The sequence below is a fragment of the Microbacterium sp. MTN4-26 genome, from assembly GCF_042846595.1.
GTDB lineage: Bacteria > Actinomycetota > Actinomycetes > Actinomycetales > Microbacteriaceae > Microbacterium > Microbacterium luteum.
In genome coordinates, this window is record NZ_BTGO01000024.1 from 1 (window position 1) to 15,862 (window position 15,862).

A 15,862-nucleotide genomic window follows, 5' to 3' on the forward strand; every position below is an offset into this window, starting at 1 on the left:
TCTAGACGCCGGGGCGGTTCCAGCTCGCCTTCGCCGGCGCGAACGGGCTGCGGATCGGAATCGTCCACGACGAGTGCGGGTGGATGCGAAGCAACGCCGTCTCGAAGAACGTCCGCGCCTCCCCCGCGAGCGTCGGCAGGACCGCGTCCTTGTCGAGGTCATCCTCCGGACGCGGGCGCAACGCCTTCCACACGAGCTGCACCTCGGGCGCCCCGGTCGGAATGCCGCCGAGGTCGAGCACCGCGCGATCCCACGGGAGCGTCAGACGCGGATCGCGCTTGTACATCCAGGCACGCGGTGCACCGTCCTCGACGTTCACCTGGAGCACCCACGCCTCCATCGCGTCGTCGTGGACGAGAACCGGCTGCAGGTCCTCCTCGGCAGAAGCCTCAGCCCACGGCCGGACCTCACCGTCCACCGTCGCCCACACACTGAACCTCGCGGTCAACGCCGTGACCACTGACGGCAGGTCCGCCGCCGTCGTGCTGATGTCGATGTTCTCGCGCGCCCGGATCGGCACCCCGAGCCAACGATCCAGGGCGACGCCACCGGAGAGCCACCACCGCGCCCCGGTGCCCCCGAACATCCGCGGGAGCTGTTCTGGGACGAGGGGGGCCCACGGAGAGACGGGGACGGCCGACATGCTCTGAGGCTACCTCCACCCTTCTGGTCCACGCGAGGACAGCTGGATCCCGTTCAGTGGGGATCCATGGCATGCTTCGGCCGTGGCGAACTCCCCTTCCGGCGACTCGATGACAGACCGCTTGATCCGTGTGCTCGAGACCTTCACGCCGACCCGGACGGTCCAGACCGCGGCCGGGATCGGTCGCCGCGCCGGTCTGCCGTCATCGACTGCTCACCGGATCATCGCCGAGCTCGTCGACGCCGGGCTCCTCGACCGTGACGACGATCGTCGGATCCGTGTGGGCATACGTCTGTGGGAACTTGCGACCCGCTCGTCCTTCGCACTGCAGCTGCGTCAATCGGCCCGCCCAGCGATGGAGCGCGTGCAGGCGCGGGTGCGGCAGCATACCCAGCTCGCCGTCCTGGAACAGGACGAGGCGCTCTTCCTCGAACGCCTCAGTGGAGAGGATGCCGGCGCCAACATCACCCGCATCGCCGGGCGACTTCCCCTGCACGCCTCGTCGTCCGGGCTCGTGCTCCTCGCCTTCGCCGACCCCGAGCTGCGGGAGCGCATCCTCCTCGCCCCCCTCCGCGCGCTCACCCGCTCGACTCCGACAGACCCGACAGCCGTCCGTGACAAACTCGCCGAAGTACGGCGCATCGGGCACGCCGTCGCTCCCGGCTACATCGAGGAGGTCTCCACGGGGGTCGCCGTTCCGGTGCGCGACGAGGCCGGAAGCACCGTCGCCGCCATCTCGGTCGTTCTCCCGCGAGACCGTCGTGTGGAGTTCGCCCTCGAAGAGCTCCACCTCGCCGCGCGCAACATCGAACGGGCGATGGGCTACCGGCACTGAGAATGAAATCCCGTTGATCGGGATACGGCGGGGCGCCACGGGCCCCGCCGCGGAGTATGAGTGTCGCACCCTGTCGAAGGAGACACTCATGACAACCCGCATCCGCACGCGCGTCGCCATCGTCGGCGCAGGCCCCGCCGGCCTCGTCCTCTCGCATCTGCTCGCCGAGTCGGGCATCGAGTCGATCGTCGTCGACCAACGCACCCGCGAGGAGATCGAGACCACGATCCGCGCCGGCATCCTCGAGCAGGGCACCGTGGAACTCCTCGCCCAGATCGATGGTTCGCGCGTCCACAGCGTCGGGTCCCGGCATGAGGGCATCGAGCTGCGCTTCGACGGCACCGGACACCGCATCGACTTCACTGCCCTGGCGGACCGCGCGGTCTGGCTCTACCCGCAACACGAGGCCTTGAAGGATCTCATCGCCGCTCGTCTTCGCGGCGGCCAGGATCTTCGCTTCGGGGTCTCCGTGGCCGGGGTCGACGGCGTCGACACCGACCACCCGCGGGTGCTCGCCACCGATTCAGACGGCTTGAGGATCGAGATCGAAGCGGACTTCGTCGTTGGTGCCGACGGTTCCCGCTCGTGCGTCCGCGGCGCGATCACCGGCCCCCATGGCGGCTCCTTCCGCGAGTACCCGTTCGCCTGGTTCGGCATCCTCTGCGAAGCTCCGCCCAGCGCCGATGAGCTCATCTACTCCAACTCCCCCGATGGATTCGCCCTCATCAGCCAGCGCTCACCCCAGGTACAACGCATGTACTTCCAGTGCGACCCCGACGACGACCCGAACGCGATGAGTGACAGTGAGATCTGGGACACCCTGCAGAGCCGCGTCCCCGGCCACGACCTCATCGAGGGCCCCATCTTCCAACGAGACGTCCTCCGGTTCCGCTCCTTCGTCGCTCACGAACTGCGCCGCGGCCGCGCCGCCATCGTCGGCGACGCCGCACATACCGTGCCACCGACCGGCGCGAAGGGCATGAACCTCGCCGTAGCCGACGTGATCCTCCTGGCCCGAGCCCTCGATGCGCTCCTCAACGCCGCCGACGAGACACTGATCGACGGGTGGGCCGATGCCGCGCGCCGACGCATCTGGAAAGCCCAGCACTTCTCCTGGTGGATGACCCAGATGCTCCACCGCAGTCCCGCCGACACCGACTTCGATCGCCTCCGACAGCTCGGCGAACTGCGCACCGTCGCCGACTCGACCGCGGGGAGCACCTACCTCGCCGAGGCCTACACCGGGTGGCCGCTGACGGACGGAACCCCCGAGGGATAACACACCGCCTCAACGACGGGTCCGCTCACGCCGTCGGCCCCACCGGATTCCGCTTCGGCCTTGCCGAGGCCTGCACTCCATGGCTGCACGTCGGGCGTTGCTGTCGGAAAACGAAACCACGCGTGAGCGGGGTCTTCGCCGTGCATCGGATGCCACCGGAAAGCTACTGATGCGCGGAAATCTGGAAGGAGTCCGAGCCGTCCGCGGAACTGACTGCAGCATAATCTCGATCGGCGACGGCGCCTCAGGGGCCGTGTCACCCGGCACCGTCGGGTTCGCTACGACCCGGAACGCTGCCGGCGGCCGAGGTACGTCGACAATCCGACAGCAGCGAGCAGAGCCACACCGTTGAACACGTTCGAAGCCCAGCCGCTCGCACCCGACAACGTCAGACCGCTGACAGAGATCGACACGAAGATCGCACCGATGAGGGTGCCGATCACATTGAAGAAGCCGGGACGGATCGCCGTGGCACCGAGGAAGACCGCGGCGAGTGCCGGGAACAGAAGCGAATTACCATCGGACGCCGTCCCCGACCCGGTGCGCGCGAGCTGAAGAACACCCGCGACGCCCGCGATGGACCCGGCGACGACGAAGCTCCACCACACATTCTTCCTGACCGGGAGGCCGACCAGCTTCGCAGCTGTGGCGTTCGATCCGATCGCATAGAGCGATCGGCCGTAAGGCGTGTGCGTGAAGAAGTACCACGCGACCGCTCCGACGCCCAGGGTGATGATGAACACCAACGGGACGCCGCCCAGCCGCGATGAGCCGAATCGTATCAGCGCCGGATCGATGCCGCTGATGATCGTCTGACCGTTCGTGTACCAGATCATCAGACCGGCGATCAGCATGGCCATGCCGAGCGTCGTGACGAACGGACTCATACCCATCCTCGTGACGAAGAACCCGTTCACCGCTCCCACGAGCGTTCCCAGGAGAATCGGGATGATCACCGCCGCCCACAACGGCAGCCCGACGTTCGCCATGAGACCCGCGCAGAGCACCTGCGCCATTGCCGCCGTAGCGCCGAGCGAGAAGTCGAAGTAGCCGCAAACCAGGGGGAACAGCGCCGCGACCGCGACGAGCGCTACGACGGCCTGGCTGCCGAGGATTACGTTGAGGTTGTTGCTCGTCGGGAACGCTCCCGACGACGCCGGGAAGAGCGCGAAGAACACCCACACCAGCACGGTTAGCAGCGGTAGCGCGTACGCCTCAAGCAGTTTCAGCGGCACGGGTCGCCGCTTGACGGGAATGGACACCGTCCCTGTAGTGACTGGGGGCATTGTCTGGGTCATGGCTGCGCCTCCGTGGTCGCGTCGTTCGTTGGCTTCTCGCGCAGGACGAGGCTCGTCAGGCCGTCCACGTCGAGTTCGCCGGAGAGCACCTCATCAGTGATCCTCCCTCGGCTCAGTACGAGGGTCCGGTCGCAGAGCGCGCGGATCTCGCTGAGGTCGCTGGAGGCGACCAGAACCGCGCAGCCGTCGGCGGCGGCGCGCCGGATGACGTCGTAGATATCGGCGCGGCTCATGACATCGACGCCCTGCGTCGGCTCGTCGAGCAGCAGCAAGCGCGGGTTGCGCCGCATCCATCGGGCGATGACCACCTTCTGCTGGTTTCCGCCCGACATCGAGGAGAAGAGCGCGTCGGGCCCGGCGACCTTGACGCCGAACGAAGCGATCAGTTCGGTCGCGGTGCTCGCCTCGCGGCCGCGAGGCATGAGTCCACGCGTCCAATTCTCGTTGAGCGTGGCGACGGCGATGTTCTCCGAGACGGACTGGTCGGCGAACGCCGCCTCTGAGCCTCGGTCCTCAGGCACGAGCGCGATCCTGGCATCCATCGCGTCGCCGATGCTTCGCGGTCGAAAGGGTGCGCCGCCGAGTTCCATTGAACCCGCATCCATCTCGTGCTCTCCGAAGATCATCTTCAACACGCTTGATCGCCCCGAGCCGACCAGACCGGCCAGACCCAGGATCTCGCCGCGGTGCACCGTGAAATCGACCCCGCGAATCGGTCCGCCGCGCAGGCCCGAGGTAGAGAAGACCGGTTCGCGATCCGCGTTCGCGGCCTCGCCCGTGGGCCGCAGAGCCTTGACTGCGCGACCGGCCATGATCTGGATCAACTCGTCCTCAGTCGGCGAACCGTCGACGATAGAGCCTGCGACGCGCCCATCGCGGTAGACCGTGAAGTCGTCGGCGACCGCGAGCACCTCGCGCAGTCTGTGACTGACGATGATGACGGTCTGTCCCAGCTCGGCGCGGCGGCGGACCCGCTGCAGCAGCAGCTCCGACTCATGCGCGGCGAGCCGTGCTGTCGGCTCGTCGAGGATCAGCACCTGTCGACTGTCTTCGGCCTGATCCTGCAGCGCTCGGGCGATCGCGACCATGGTCCGATCCGACGGACGCAGGTCGCCGACGCGCGTCCGGGGGTCCGCGGCGAGTTCGTACTCCCGCAACAGCGTTGCGACGTGGCTTCGCAGGCCGCGCCAGTCGATGCCGGGGCCGCGCCTCGGGTACCCGTTATCCAACGCGAAGTTCTCTTCGATCGAGAGATCTTCGAACAGACCGAGATCCTGATGAACAAAACGCAGTCCCGCCGCCTGCGCGGTCGTCGGCGTATAGCCGTGCAGCAGGTCCAGCGACCGGCCGAACAACTCAAGCTCACCGGAATCCGCAGAATAGACGCCGGCGAGGATCTTGATGGTGGTGCTCTTTCCCGAGCCGTTGCCGCCCAGCAGGGCGTGCACGGTGCCGGGTCGAACCCGCAAGGACACGTCGTTGAGAGCACGCGTGCCCGAGAAGTCCTTACTCAGATGCTCGATCTGCAGCGCGACGGATGCGCCCTGGGGCGACGGGCTCACGTCCGCCACCCCAGAACCGATGGTCGATGACGTCACTTGCCCCACGCCTCGAGGAACTTGGTACGGAAGTCGATCGACCCCTCGTACGAGCCCGACTCTGGCAGGTTGTTGTCGGCATCGACGACCTGGACGGACTGTCCGATGTAGGCGACATCCTGACCATTGAGGACGCGGATGGCGGTATCGATCGAACCCCATCCCTGCCAGGAGTTGCCCATCGCGACCGTAGCGGTGATGCCGGGCTGTCCACTGCGAATCATGTCGATCGCACCATCGCCGCCGAAGGCGCCGATCACGGTGAGCTGGTCGGCGAATCCGGCCTGATCGACGGCGGCGGCGAGGCCCGTCTCGAGATAGCTATCCGTCGGAACGATCAGTGTGTTGGCGTCGGGGTTGGCCAGGAGCGCGCTGGTCACCTTCTGCAGGTACGAGTTGTCGGCGGTCTCCGGGTCGGACACGTCGATCGTGTCGAGAACCTCGCCACCGTCCAGCTCGGCGAGCTGGTCTTCGAATCCCTGCGTGATCCACGGCCCCCACGCGTTCGTCGTGCTGTTGATCACGATCGCCTTGACGCCGTCGGGATTCTTGCCGTACGCGTAATCGGCCATTAGTTCGCCGAAGACGCCGAAGAAGCCCGTCTGCGGGGCATCCGCCAGCCAGAGCCGCTCCGAATCCCAGACCGCCGGGTCGCAGTCGTCCACACCGCCACCGCCGATGATGGTAACCCCGGCATCGGCCGCCTCCTTGAAGGCCGCGGCAGCAGCGCTGCAACTGATGCCGATCGGCACGAGCACGTCCGCTCCGCCGGCTACTGCCTGTCGGATCGCGGTTGCGAATCCCTCGGGACTCAGCTTCCCGTCCACGATCTGACCGCTCCACCCCGCGGCCTCCGCGCCTTCGACGACGGCTGCAGCGGGCTGGTGACAGGTGGCGAGCTGCTCGCCGCACGACATCACGTACACGCTGAGATCGTCCGGGACAGTGACCGGCTCGAGGCCCGAAAGGTCGGATCCGACGCCCTCGTACGCACGGTCGAGCGCAGCCTGCGCCTCGGCGCTGATGTCGCCGCTGCCGCCGCCGGTGTTCGGGGTCTCCGTGTCGCTGCTGCAACCGGAGATGACGAGTGCTGCGAGAAGAAGCGCTGACACCGATGTCGCTGTTCTTGCCTTGATCACAACTTGCCTCCTGGGTTAGGCGGCATCGCTTGACTCGGGTCGGCCGCGCTGCCGCAAGGCTCCGGTGCGGGAGCCATGTGCTTCATTCAAGACGGCGGGCCCTGAACTGACCATAGCGGCGCGACGATGGAAACCATCGACGGACCGCATACGACCGATCCGCACGGTTGATCGATGCCTGGCATCGTGCGCACACGGTGCGGACCAGGACGCGGCACCCCTACCGTAAAGACCATGACAACGACGACTCCGTCTGCAGGCGAACTCTTCTCCCTCGACGGGACCGTCGCCCTGGTCACCGGTGCGACCTCCGGTCTTGGGCTCGCGACAGCGGAGCTGCTCGCCTCTGCCGGGGCGCGGACGATTCTCAGCGGGCTGGTGTCAGAGCGTCCCGAGCAGGTCGCCGCCGATCGTGCAGCCGCCGGGCTCTCAATCGAAGGGTTCGCCTGCGATGTGACGTCCCCTGCGCAGCTCGAGGCACTAGTCACCCACACCCTCGCAGAACACGGTCGCATTGACACCGTGGTGTGCAACGCCGGAGCCGCCCTCGACACCGGTCCGCACACGACGAGCACAGACGATCAACTCGATCGCATGATGGACATCCATGTGCGAAGCGCGCTGCGTCTGGCGAATCTCACGATCCCACAGATGGCCGAACGCGGCAGCGGATCATTCGTCATCATGTCGAGCCTTTCCGGTCTCCGCGGCAACTCGCACATCGGCCTGTACGGCATCACGAAGGCGGCGAGCGCACAGCTCGCTCGCAATCTGGCCGTGCAGTGGGGCGAACACGGAGTGCGGGTGAACGCCATCTCACCCGGCGTCATCGCCACCGATTTTGCCAAGCCGATCACAGAGGGCCCGGGGCGGGAAGCGCGTCTGGCCAAGACTCCGATGAAGCGCTTCGGAGACCCGAGCCACGTGGCCGGCACCGTGTTGTACCTGGCCTCGGCGGCGGGTGGTTTCACGACAGGTCAGAATCTCGTCGTCGACGGCGGAACGCTGGTGAGCGACTGATGACCGAGCGCTCGTTGATGCTGCGGCACTACGACCTCGCTGAAGGAACGTCGGAGCAGTTCCTCTCCTGGTGGTCGTCGCACATCCCCGCTCTGCGGGAGCGGGCCGGCTTCACCATAGAGTGGGCGTATCTCGATCGTGATCGTGAAACATTCACGTGGGCGATCTCGTATCCCGGCGGCGTAGCGGACTTCCGGCGCGCCGATGCCGTCTACGAAGCGGATCCCGAGAGAGAGGCTGCGATCGCCGTCGCCCCGCCGTTGCGCCGCGCTTCCGTCGGGTTCCCCCAGCGGGTGCGATGAGCGGGACCGGTGCAACTCAGACGTCGACGGGGTCGGAGGCAAATTCGACGCGCTCGGCCGTCATACGTAGGATGCCGACGAGCCACCGCAGCGCCGGATCGTCATTCTTCGACGGATGCCAATAGACGACCTCGACCAAGGTCGGCGGTGACACCGGCGTCCGAGCAATCGTGAGACCGAGCTCATCGGCGTACAGCTCGGCGATGCGCTCGGGGACGAAGCCGTAGCGGTCGGTGCCCGCGATCATGAAGGGCACCGGCAGGAACCCCGACACGCTCATGGCGGTGAACGGGGTGACCCCCGCGCTCATTAATGCGTCGCGGACGACCATCGGGACTTCGTCCGCGAAGGTCACATCGACATACGGCAGCGTGTTCAGGTCGTCCAGGGTCAGCGCTTCGTCCACGAGGTTCGGATGCCCGCGACGCACGAGGCAGACGAACGTGTCGGAGAACAGGGACTGATGCTTGCCCGGCACGGTGCGGTCGGACGAGGCGACGACGACATCCTTGCGCAGCAGATCCACCGGGCCGACGTGGTTGAGCGGGTCGAACTCGACGGATATGCCGGGCGCTTCCTCCTGGAGCACCGCCAGTAGCGGAGCGGTCATGACCGACAGCGCATAGTCGGACGCCGAGATCCGGAACTGCCGGTCGCTGGTCGCCGGGTCGAAAGCAGGTCGCACGTTGAACGTGCGCCCCACTTCCTCGACGGCTTCGCGCACGACCGGCTGCAGCTCACGGGCCTTATCGGTGAGCTCGAACGTGCGGCCACTGCGGATCAGCAGCTGGTCGCCGATGATGGTGCGCAGCTTGGCGACCGCTCCGCTGACCGCCGGCTGGGTGAGGCCGATCGATTCTCCCGCGCGGGTGAGACTGCGTTCGGTGAGCACGGCGTCGAGCACGACGACCAGGTTGATGTCGATACCGCGAAGATCATCCATGCCGTGAGTTCCGCTCCTTTGCGCATCACCCACAGCATATCCGAGCGGATCCGCCCCGCCCCAGGGGTCGTCGGTTACAGCCGATCGGGTCCGTACGTACGCCGTGCTCGCGGAACGGTGTATGCCGGGCTGGCCTGCTCCACGATCCGGTTCTCGATGGTTCCCAGACCCTCCACCGTCATCGTGACGACGTCACCGACCTGCAGCGGCGGAGGCGTAAGAGCTCCATTCCGGGCCCAGCGCTCCGAGAGCGCACCTTGAGAGGCCGTCCCTGTGGCGAGCACATCGCCCGCGCCGACCCAGGCGTCGCGTGAGGCGTGCACGAGCATCTCCTCGAACGACCACGACATGTTGCGCAGGTTGTCGGTTCCGATGACCTCACCGTTGATCGCCACGCTCATCTCCAGGGCGTAGCGATCGCCCTCGCGGTACTGCTCGAGCTCATCGGGCGTCGTGAGCCACGGACCCAGGGTATTGGCGAAGTCCTTGCCCTTGTTGGGGCCGAGGCCGACGCGCATCTCGTTGCCCTGCATGTCGCGGGCCGACCAGTCGTTCAGGATGCAGAAGCCGGCGATGTGCTCGTGCGCTTCTTCCAGGGGCACGTCACGGACGGTGTTCTTCACGATCATCGCGACTTCGAGTTCGAAGTCGAGCTTCTGCGTGAATGGGGGCATCGGAACGTCGGCCCCCGTCGGCACGACCGACCAGGGGTTCATGAACAGGAACGCCGGCGCCTCATACCACTGCTCCGGCACCGTGCCGTCGCCCGGCTCATTCTTCTTCATTCCGGCGATGTGCGCCTCGAAGACCAGGAAGTCGCGCATCGCCCGCGGCTCGACCGGGGGCAGCAGCGTCGTCTCGGAGACGTGCTTGCGCTGCTGCTTGCCACCGCGGAGCAACACGTCGTTGCGCTGCGCCTGCGGCGCCTGCAGCAAGGCGAGGATGTCGGCATCCAGTGGCAGGTCGTGCACCCGATCATGGCGGACCGTGCCGGTGTGCACGATCCCATGCTCGATGTAGCGGGCGTAGCGGGGCATCAGAAGTCGAGCGTCTCGTAGAAGTCGCGCTGACGAGTCTCCAGCGCCGGGATGGCCTGGCCGAGCGCCCACTGCTCGAAATGCGGGTAGGTGCCATGGGCCTTGAACGCGGCCTCGTCGTCATAGACCTCGAAGATGCGGAAGACGTTCGGCTCGTCCGGGCTCTGGTACGCCTGGTAGTAGCGGTTGCCGGTTTCTTCGCGGGACGCCGGCGAGAGCTTCTCGAGGGCGTCGCGGACGGTCTCCTCCTCTCCGGGCTTGGCGATCCAAGTTGCGCTGCATACGAAGGCCATCAGGGGTTCCTCTCTCAACATCGTCGTCGGGTGTTCCCGGCTTCTCTCACGGTACGGATGCTGCGATCACCCGACCAGTGAGAAGAAGCGATGCCTGCTATCGGCGGCGCGGTGTCATCGCCTGCGAGCACGGCTCCGCAGGCGCGCCGGCGGGATTTCCGGCACGTCGCGGACCGCACCGACCCGGCCGCGCAGCTCTCCCAGGCGCTCGACGATCAGGGTGACTTCGTCGCCTTCGATGAGCGGCGGCGGTGTACGCTCGCCCGCGCGTCCCCACAGCTCGCCCAGGCATCCGCCGTTGCCCGATGTGCCGGAGCCCAGTACATCTCCCGGCACGACACGGGTGTTGCGCGAGGCATAGGCCACCAGCTCGCCGAACGGCCACCCCATGTTCGACAGCAGATCGTGTCCGATCCGCTCCCCGTTGATGCGCGCTTCCAGTTCGAGCCCGAGGAAGCCCTCGTCATCGATGAGATCGGCGACCTCGTCAGCCGTCACGATCCAGGGCCCGAGGGCTGTCCCGAAGTCCTTGCCCTTGGCGGGTCCCAGGCGCACCTCCATCTCGCGGGACTGCACATCGCGCGCCGACCAGTCGTTCATGATCGTGTAGCCGAAGATGGCGTCGGCGCCCTCCTCAGCCGTCAGATTCGAGCCGTCCCGTGGAGGAGACCCGATGACGGCGGCGACCTCGAGTTCGAAGTCCAGCGCTTGCGTAGTCGGCGGAGTAACGAACTCGTCGGGCCCCAGAACAGAGTGCGGGTTGGTGAAGTAGAACGTGGGGTACCGGTACCACGCCGCAGGGACCCCGCCGCGGCCGTCGACCGACACGGCGACACCTTCCACATGCTCCTCGAACGCCACGAAGTCCCGGATGGCCCGCGGGTCGAGTGGTGCGAGTATTGTCACATCCGCCAGCCGCGGTTCGTCGGCTTCGGAAACGTCGACCAACTGCTCCCCGACCGTCAGTGCGGCATGCAGTCCGGCGGCCAGCAGCCCTGCCGTGGTCACGCCATCAGGGAACGCGATGACGCGGTCCTCGTGCACGATTCCCTCCGCGGCCGCACCGCCGTGCTCCCATCGCGCGATACGCACGTCAGTCCTCCACGATCGCGACGGCGCGAGTCCAGCCGGCGGAGGCGCCGCGCACCTTAGTGGGAAAGCACGCCACGGTGAAGCCGGCATCCGGAAGGTCTTCGAGGTTCTGCAGCTTCTCGATCTGGCAGTAGCCGACGTCTGTTCCGGCCTTGTGCCCCTCCCACACGATCGATGGATCCCCGGTCTCCTCGAACAGCTTCCGGTTGATCGAGACGGGCAGATCCCAGCCCCAGGCGTCGGTCCCGACGACTCGGATCCCGCGGTCGGTGAGGTGCAGCGTCGCCTCACGGCCGAAGCCGATGCCGGTGTCGATGTAGTCGTCGCGCCCATACGCCGCAGAGGCAACGGTGTGCATCAGCACGATGTCGAACGGCGCCAGCTCATGGCCGGCGCGCTCGAGAGCCTCATCGATGTCGGCCGGTGTCACGAGGTGTCCGTTCGGGAGGTGGCGCAGGTCGAGCTTGACCCCGGGCCGGTAGAACCAGTCCAGCGGCACTTCGTCGATCGTCCATGCCTTCTCCCCGCCGTTCATGGTGGGGTGATAGTGCCACGGGGCATCCACATGGGTTCCGGCGTGCGTGGTGATGGTGACGGTCTCAGCGGCGAGCCCCTGCCCGTCGGGCAGTTGATCGGGTCGGATGCCGTACATGGCGTGCATGTCGGCGAGGCCGGCGATGTGATCCTTGTATTCGATCTTCGGCCGCAGGAACGGCGGGTCTACGGGGATAACGTCGTCCAACGGCATCGACAGATCGATGATGCGCATGCAGGCTCCTTCGCTCAGCGTGTCACCATCCTTCGCCGTCCGGTGTCTTCGCGACACCGGGCGGCGCGGATGCTTGGCATCGGCGAACACTAGATCCGGCTCTCGCCGCCGTCCACGAGGAGCGTCTGCCCCGTCATGAAGGCCGCGTCGTCGGAGGCTGCGAACGAGACGACGGCGGCGATGTCGCTCGGCTCGCCGGTGCGCGGAACAGCCTGACGCGACCGCACCGTCTCGAAGTGCTCCGGCGGCACGTCGTGCAGCGCATGCTTCGTCGCCGTCAGACCAGGGGCGACGGCGTTCACCGTGATGCCATCGGGCCCGAGTTCGGTCGCCAACGCACGCACCATGCCGGTGAGTGCGCCCTTGCTGGCTATGTAGTGCGTCATCCCCGGCGGCGGGGCGAACTGGCTCGACGACGTGATCATCACGATTCGTCCCCAGCCTGCGTCCTGCATGTCGGTCAGTGCTGCACGGACGACGTTGAATGCGCCGTCGACGTTCACGCGGAACGTGCGCGCCCACGACTCGGGATCGAGCCGCCCGAACGGAGAGATCACCTGATACGCCGCGCAGTGCACGACGATCGACACCGGGCCGGCCTCGGCGCGCACCCGCTCGATGGCGGATGCTACGGCCGACGGATCGGTGATGTCGCAGATCAGGTCGATGGTCCCTTCTCGGGGGCCTTCGGGTTCGATCACGTCCAGACTCGCCACGACGAGTCCGTCCGCGCGCAGTTGTAGCCGTATTGCTCCTGCGCCAGATCCATGAAGTGCAGGTGCGCTCGGTACTCGCCGTAGCCGATCTTCCCGCCCTCGCGGACGAGCTCCTGCATGACCCGGTAGCCGTCGGCCGTCGCTTCGACATCGTCGATGTCGAAGGTGATGCCGGCGACGCTGCACAGTGAGCGCTCATTGATGATGATGAGGTCAGCCGTGTGATCGAGGCCGTTGCGTTCGAACTGCGCCTTTAGCCACATCTGCATGTCGTACACCTGCCGACCCGACAGAGGCGCCACAGGTGCGAAGCTCATGTGCCCGCCGTGATGGCCGCCGCGCCATCCGGCCATCGTGTTCCAGTCCAGGTTCGGCACACCCGCGTAGACCCGGTCGGACGGGTCGGGCAGGTCCGCCCACTCGTCGCGGCCGGTCGTGGTATGCCGGATCACGGCGCCGGGGATCGCCCCGAATGCCTCGATGGCCTTGCGGAGCTTGATCTGCGCGATCTCCGGGTCGTCGTACAGCGCGAAGCGCAGGTGCCAGCGGCCGATGCCGATCTTCGCAGCGATCTCATCGATCACCTCGTCGGGGATCACGCCGTCAGTCGGCGCGTACCAGTGCTCGCGCGGCGCGATGGTGCTGGCGATCAGCAGGGTGTTGAGGATGCAGGGCACGCCGTCGATCGTCCCGTCCAGACGCAGGCGCCTGAGTGCGTCGACGAGCGGGATGAGATCCTCGTCGCGCGCCACATCGACGTGCACGTGGGTGATGGCCTCGGGCTTCGGCATCAACCACACCCCGAGCTTCGTGACGATCCCGAAGTTGCCCTGGAAGAACAGCGGCTCGATGGTCGGGCCGAGGCTGCGCCGGTAGAGGTTCCAGCTGGCGTTGCCCTCCATCGCGCCCATTCCGGTTCGCAGCAGTTCGCCGTCCGCGGTGACGACCTCCAGACCGCAGATGTTCCGCCAGTCCTTGCCATACGGCAGATAGGTCAGTCCGTTGTCCTGCTGGTTTCCGCCCATCGATCCCCAGCCGATGTCGGGAACGCTCACCATGAGCTCGGCGCCGGCGGCCTCGATCGCATCGTAGATGTCTTGGAAACTCGCTCCCGGCTCGATGAGCGCCACCCCGAGCTCGGTGTCGATCTCGATCACGCGGTTCATCCGGCGGAAGTTCACGGTGATGCCGCCCGAGACCCGTGGCGCGGCTCCCCCGTAGCCGTTGTTGCGCCCCTGCCCCTGCGCCCACAGCGGTACGCCGTGGCGAGCGGCGATGCCCACGATGTTCTGCACGTGCTCGCTGCTGCGGGGGAACACCACGCCGGCCGCGGCGAACGCGTCCCAGTCCAGGGGTTGGTACGGGTCGCGGAACTCGCCGCCGTCGCCGGTCATCACCTGGTCGACGCCGACGACTCCGGCGATCTCTGCCAGCGCCGCCTGTACAGCGCGTGAATCAGTTTCGGTACGGACAACGGGCAGGAAGTCCGGGGTCGCCGTAGTCATCTCTCTCCTTCGAGGCTTGGTGGCAAAACCATAGTGTTCGTTATGGTTCATCCGACACCCGCCTGCCCGTGGGGGCAACACCACATCTCCGATGCGAGGTATCGTCCGCCGGGGGCCGTCGCCGGCTGACTATCGTTGAGTCATGCCCGTCGACGATCTGCGCCCCCCGCAGCAGGAGCGCACGCACCTCGCGTGGGAGCGCATCCTCGACGCCGGCGTCGAGATCCTCGAGGAGCATGGGTATGCGGGCTTCACGATTGCCGCGATCTGCGCCCGCGCGCATGTGAGCGCACCGACGATTTACGCTCGTGCGCGCAACAAAGAGGTGCTGTTCGCCGCCGTCTTCGAGCACGGGTTCGAACCGATCCGCCGCCAGCAGGGCGAGGCGCTGGCCTCCGCAGGAAACTCGGACTCACCCGAGGACGCCATCCGCACAGCCGTGCTCGCGATCGCGACGACCTCCCTCGCCAACGATCTCTTCCTGCGCACCATCGTGCTGCGCGCCGAGGACGACGACGAAGTCGCCCGGATTACGCGAACGGCGCGCATGGAAGTCGCCGCCCGGTTCCGTGAACTGGTGCTGCGGCATCCGGAACACCTTCGCGATGCGTCGCCTGAGCGCATCGACGCATGTTTTCGCGTGGTGTTCGCCGCGCTGATGTCGCGCGTCGCCCACCGGCGCGCTCTCGACATCGGCCCCGAGGTCGACGATGAGCGATTCATCACCGACCTTCAGGACATCGCCGTACGAGCGCTGCTGCTCGAACGCAGGCTTGATCGATCAGGTATAACCCTTCATACTTGATGTATGAAGACAGCCATCTCCGTCCCCGACGGCGACTTCGAGCGCTTCGAACGCACTGCGCGAAAGCATGGCATGAACCGGTCGGAGTTCTACCGCCTCGCAGCCCACAAACTCGCCGATGCGCTGGAAGGGGAAAGCGAGCTCACCGCGATCGCCGACGCTGTCATCGGTCGCAGCGGGCAACCGGTCGCAGACGAGGACTTCCTGCGGGCCTCGGAGCGCACCATCGCGGATACCGAATGGTGATCGCGCGCGGCGATGTCGTCTGGGTCGATTTCGGTCACCCCCGAGGATCGGAACCTGCCAAGGCGCGCCCGGCGGTCGTCGTTCAGGAGGATTGGCTGCTGGCGTCGACGATCGCCACTGCCGTCGTCGTGCCGTTGACGTCGAACGTCGCGTTGGAGGCATTCCCCGGCAACGTCCTGCTTCCCGCCGAAGCGTCCGGGCTGGAGAAGCATTCGGTGGCCGTGGTCTCCCAGGTCGGCCCGGTGAGCCGACAGTTCATCGATCCGTACCCGGCGGGCCGGGTGCCCGCCTATCTGCTGAAGGAGATCGCGACGGGCATCCGGCTCGTGCTGGGCGTGTGAG

The 15,862-nt window shown here is 66.8% G+C and carries 18 protein-coding genes; 7 read left to right on the forward strand and 11 right to left on the reverse strand.

The window, feature by feature from the left end; genetic code table 11:
• Window position 1: 1 nt before the first annotated feature.
• The gene (locus ACGG9C_RS15680; protein ID WP_194384441.1) at window positions 2–643 is read right to left on the reverse strand and encodes a nucleotidyltransferase domain-containing protein; all 642 of its coding nucleotides are present in this window, start codon (window positions 641–643) and stop codon (window positions 2–4) included.
• Window positions 644–725: 82 nt separating this feature from the next.
• On the opposite strand from ACGG9C_RS15680, the gene ACGG9C_RS15685 reads away from it, so the two are divergent.
• Both ACGG9C_RS15685 and ACGG9C_RS15690 read left to right on the forward strand, forming a co-directional pair.
• Complete coding sequence (locus ACGG9C_RS15685; RefSeq protein WP_194384440.1) at window positions 726–1,478, forward strand: IclR family transcriptional regulator; 753 nt, start codon at window positions 726–728, stop codon at window positions 1,476–1,478.
• An 88-nt stretch (window positions 1,479–1,566) separates the two neighbouring features.
• Window positions 1,567–2,757, forward strand: a complete 1,191-nt coding sequence (locus ACGG9C_RS15690; RefSeq protein ID WP_194384439.1) for a 4-hydroxybenzoate 3-monooxygenase — start codon at window positions 1,567–1,569, stop codon at window positions 2,755–2,757.
• 278 nt (window positions 2,758–3,035) lie between these two features.
• On the opposite strand, the gene ACGG9C_RS15695 is transcribed toward ACGG9C_RS15690, so the two are convergent.
• Genes ACGG9C_RS15695 through ACGG9C_RS15705 form a run of 3 tightly spaced genes read right to left on the reverse strand, consistent with a single transcriptional unit; the run spans window position 3,036 to window position 6,765 of the window.
• Window positions 3,036–3,992, reverse strand: a complete 957-nt coding sequence (locus tag ACGG9C_RS15695) for an ABC transporter permease (protein ID WP_194384438.1) — start codon at window positions 3,990–3,992, stop codon at window positions 3,036–3,038.
• A 59-nt stretch (window positions 3,993–4,051) separates the two neighbouring features.
• Window positions 4,052–5,617 (reverse strand): sugar ABC transporter ATP-binding protein, encoded by a 1,566-nt coding sequence (locus ACGG9C_RS15700; protein ID WP_194384437.1) that lies wholly within the window; start codon window positions 5,615–5,617, stop codon window positions 4,052–4,054.
• A gap of 32 nt (window positions 5,618–5,649) precedes the next feature.
• Window positions 5,650–6,765: a substrate-binding domain-containing protein gene (locus tag ACGG9C_RS15705; protein ID WP_194384436.1), complete on the reverse strand. Its 1,116-nt coding sequence runs from the start codon at window positions 6,763–6,765 to the stop codon at window positions 5,650–5,652.
• Between the two features lie 261 nt (window positions 6,766–7,026).
• On the opposite strand from ACGG9C_RS15705, the gene ACGG9C_RS15710 reads away from it, so the two are divergent.
• Both ACGG9C_RS15710 and ACGG9C_RS15715 read left to right on the forward strand, forming a co-directional pair.
• Window positions 7,027–7,812, forward strand: a complete 786-nt coding sequence (locus ACGG9C_RS15710) for an SDR family NAD(P)-dependent oxidoreductase (protein WP_194384435.1) — start codon at window positions 7,027–7,029, stop codon at window positions 7,810–7,812.
• Window positions 7,812–8,114, forward strand: coding sequence for an NIPSNAP family containing protein (locus ACGG9C_RS15715; protein ID WP_194384434.1), 303 nt, complete (start codon window positions 7,812–7,814; stop codon window positions 8,112–8,114). Before ACGG9C_RS15710 ends, ACGG9C_RS15715 begins: the two co-directional genes overlap by 1 nt.
• Before the next feature lie 16 nt (window positions 8,115–8,130).
• Here ACGG9C_RS15715 and ACGG9C_RS15720 read toward each other — a convergent pair whose 3' ends face one another.
• The 7 genes from ACGG9C_RS15720 to ACGG9C_RS15750 form a co-directional block, all read right to left on the reverse strand.
• On the reverse strand, window positions 8,131–9,057 hold the full coding sequence (locus tag ACGG9C_RS15720) for a LysR family transcriptional regulator (RefSeq protein ID WP_194384433.1): 927 nt from the start codon (window positions 9,055–9,057) through the stop codon (window positions 8,131–8,133).
• A gap of 74 nt (window positions 9,058–9,131) precedes the next feature.
• Complete coding sequence (locus tag ACGG9C_RS15725; RefSeq protein ID WP_194384432.1) at window positions 9,132–10,094, reverse strand: fumarylacetoacetate hydrolase family protein; 963 nt, start codon at window positions 10,092–10,094, stop codon at window positions 9,132–9,134.
• Window positions 10,094–10,387 carry a putative quinol monooxygenase gene (locus ACGG9C_RS15730; protein ID WP_194384431.1) on the reverse strand — a complete coding sequence of 98 codons (294 nt, stop codon included), beginning with the start codon at window positions 10,385–10,387 and terminating at the stop codon, window positions 10,094–10,096. Before ACGG9C_RS15730 ends, ACGG9C_RS15725 begins: the two co-directional genes overlap by 1 nt.
• 114 nt (window positions 10,388–10,501) lie before the next feature.
• On the reverse strand, window positions 10,502–11,479 hold the full coding sequence (locus ACGG9C_RS15735) for a fumarylacetoacetate hydrolase family protein (RefSeq protein WP_194384430.1): 978 nt from the start codon (window positions 11,477–11,479) through the stop codon (window positions 10,502–10,504).
• Between the two features lies 1 nt (window position 11,480).
• Window positions 11,481–12,248, reverse strand: a complete 768-nt coding sequence (locus ACGG9C_RS15740; RefSeq protein ID WP_194384429.1) for a cyclase family protein — start codon at window positions 12,246–12,248, stop codon at window positions 11,481–11,483.
• An 89-nt stretch (window positions 12,249–12,337) separates the two neighbouring features.
• Window positions 12,338–12,949 carry an SDR family NAD(P)-dependent oxidoreductase gene (locus tag ACGG9C_RS15745; protein ID WP_390178872.1) on the reverse strand — a complete coding sequence of 204 codons (612 nt, stop codon included), beginning with the start codon at window positions 12,947–12,949 and terminating at the stop codon, window positions 12,338–12,340.
• Complete coding sequence (locus tag ACGG9C_RS15750; RefSeq protein WP_194384427.1) at window positions 12,946–14,469, reverse strand: FAD-binding oxidoreductase; 1,524 nt, start codon at window positions 14,467–14,469, stop codon at window positions 12,946–12,948. The genes ACGG9C_RS15745 and ACGG9C_RS15750 overlap by 4 nt, the downstream gene beginning before the upstream one ends.
• A gap of 142 nt (window positions 14,470–14,611) precedes the next feature.
• Between ACGG9C_RS15750 and ACGG9C_RS15755 the strand changes: the two genes are divergently transcribed.
• The 3 genes from ACGG9C_RS15755 to ACGG9C_RS15765 are packed head-to-tail and all read left to right on the forward strand — an operon-like array spanning window position 14,612 to window position 15,861.
• Window positions 14,612–15,274, forward strand: coding sequence for a TetR/AcrR family transcriptional regulator (locus ACGG9C_RS15755; protein ID WP_194384426.1), 663 nt, complete (start codon window positions 14,612–14,614; stop codon window positions 15,272–15,274).
• Window positions 15,275–15,277: 3 nt separating this feature from the next.
• Complete coding sequence (locus tag ACGG9C_RS15760; RefSeq protein WP_194384425.1) at window positions 15,278–15,520, forward strand: CopG family transcriptional regulator; 243 nt, start codon at window positions 15,278–15,280, stop codon at window positions 15,518–15,520.
• On the forward strand, window positions 15,514–15,861 hold the full coding sequence (locus ACGG9C_RS15765; protein WP_194384424.1) for a type II toxin-antitoxin system PemK/MazF family toxin: 348 nt from the start codon (window positions 15,514–15,516) through the stop codon (window positions 15,859–15,861). Before ACGG9C_RS15760 ends, ACGG9C_RS15765 begins: the two co-directional genes overlap by 7 nt.
• Window position 15,862 lies beyond the last annotated feature (1 nt).

Bases quoted from the DNA above. Each gene is read 5' to 3' on its own strand.
- ACGG9C_RS15680 (WP_194384441.1), bottom strand. From the start codon at position 643: ATGTCGGCCGTCCCCGTCTCTCCGTGGGCCCCCCTCGTCCCAGAACAG.
- ACGG9C_RS15690 (WP_194384439.1), top strand. From the start codon at position 1,567: ATGACAACCCGCATCCGCACGCGCGTCGCCATCGTCGGCGCAGGCCCC.
- ACGG9C_RS15710 (WP_194384435.1), top strand. From the start codon at position 7,027: ATGACAACGACGACTCCGTCTGCAGGCGAACTCTTCTCCCTCGACGGG.
- ACGG9C_RS15715 (WP_194384434.1), top strand. From the start codon at position 7,812: ATGACCGAGCGCTCGTTGATGCTGCGGCACTACGACCTCGCTGAAGGA.
- ACGG9C_RS15720 (WP_194384433.1), bottom strand. From the start codon at position 9,057: ATGGATGATCTTCGCGGTATCGACATCAACCTGGTCGTCGTGCTCGAC.
- ACGG9C_RS15725 (WP_194384432.1), bottom strand. From the start codon at position 10,094: ATGCCCCGCTACGCCCGCTACATCGAGCATGGGATCGTGCACACCGGC.
- ACGG9C_RS15730 (WP_194384431.1), bottom strand. From the start codon at position 10,387: ATGGCCTTCGTATGCAGCGCAACTTGGATCGCCAAGCCCGGAGAGGAG.
- ACGG9C_RS15740 (WP_194384429.1), bottom strand. From the start codon at position 12,248: ATGCGCATCATCGATCTGTCGATGCCGTTGGACGACGTTATCCCCGTA.
- ACGG9C_RS15750 (WP_194384427.1), bottom strand. From the start codon at position 14,469: ATGACTACGGCGACCCCGGACTTCCTGCCCGTTGTCCGTACCGAAACT.
- ACGG9C_RS15755 (WP_194384426.1), top strand. From the start codon at position 14,612: ATGCCCGTCGACGATCTGCGCCCCCCGCAGCAGGAGCGCACGCACCTC.
- ACGG9C_RS15760 (WP_194384425.1), top strand. From the start codon at position 15,278: ATGAAGACAGCCATCTCCGTCCCCGACGGCGACTTCGAGCGCTTCGAA.
- ACGG9C_RS15765 (WP_194384424.1), top strand. From the start codon at position 15,514: ATGGTGATCGCGCGCGGCGATGTCGTCTGGGTCGATTTCGGTCACCCC.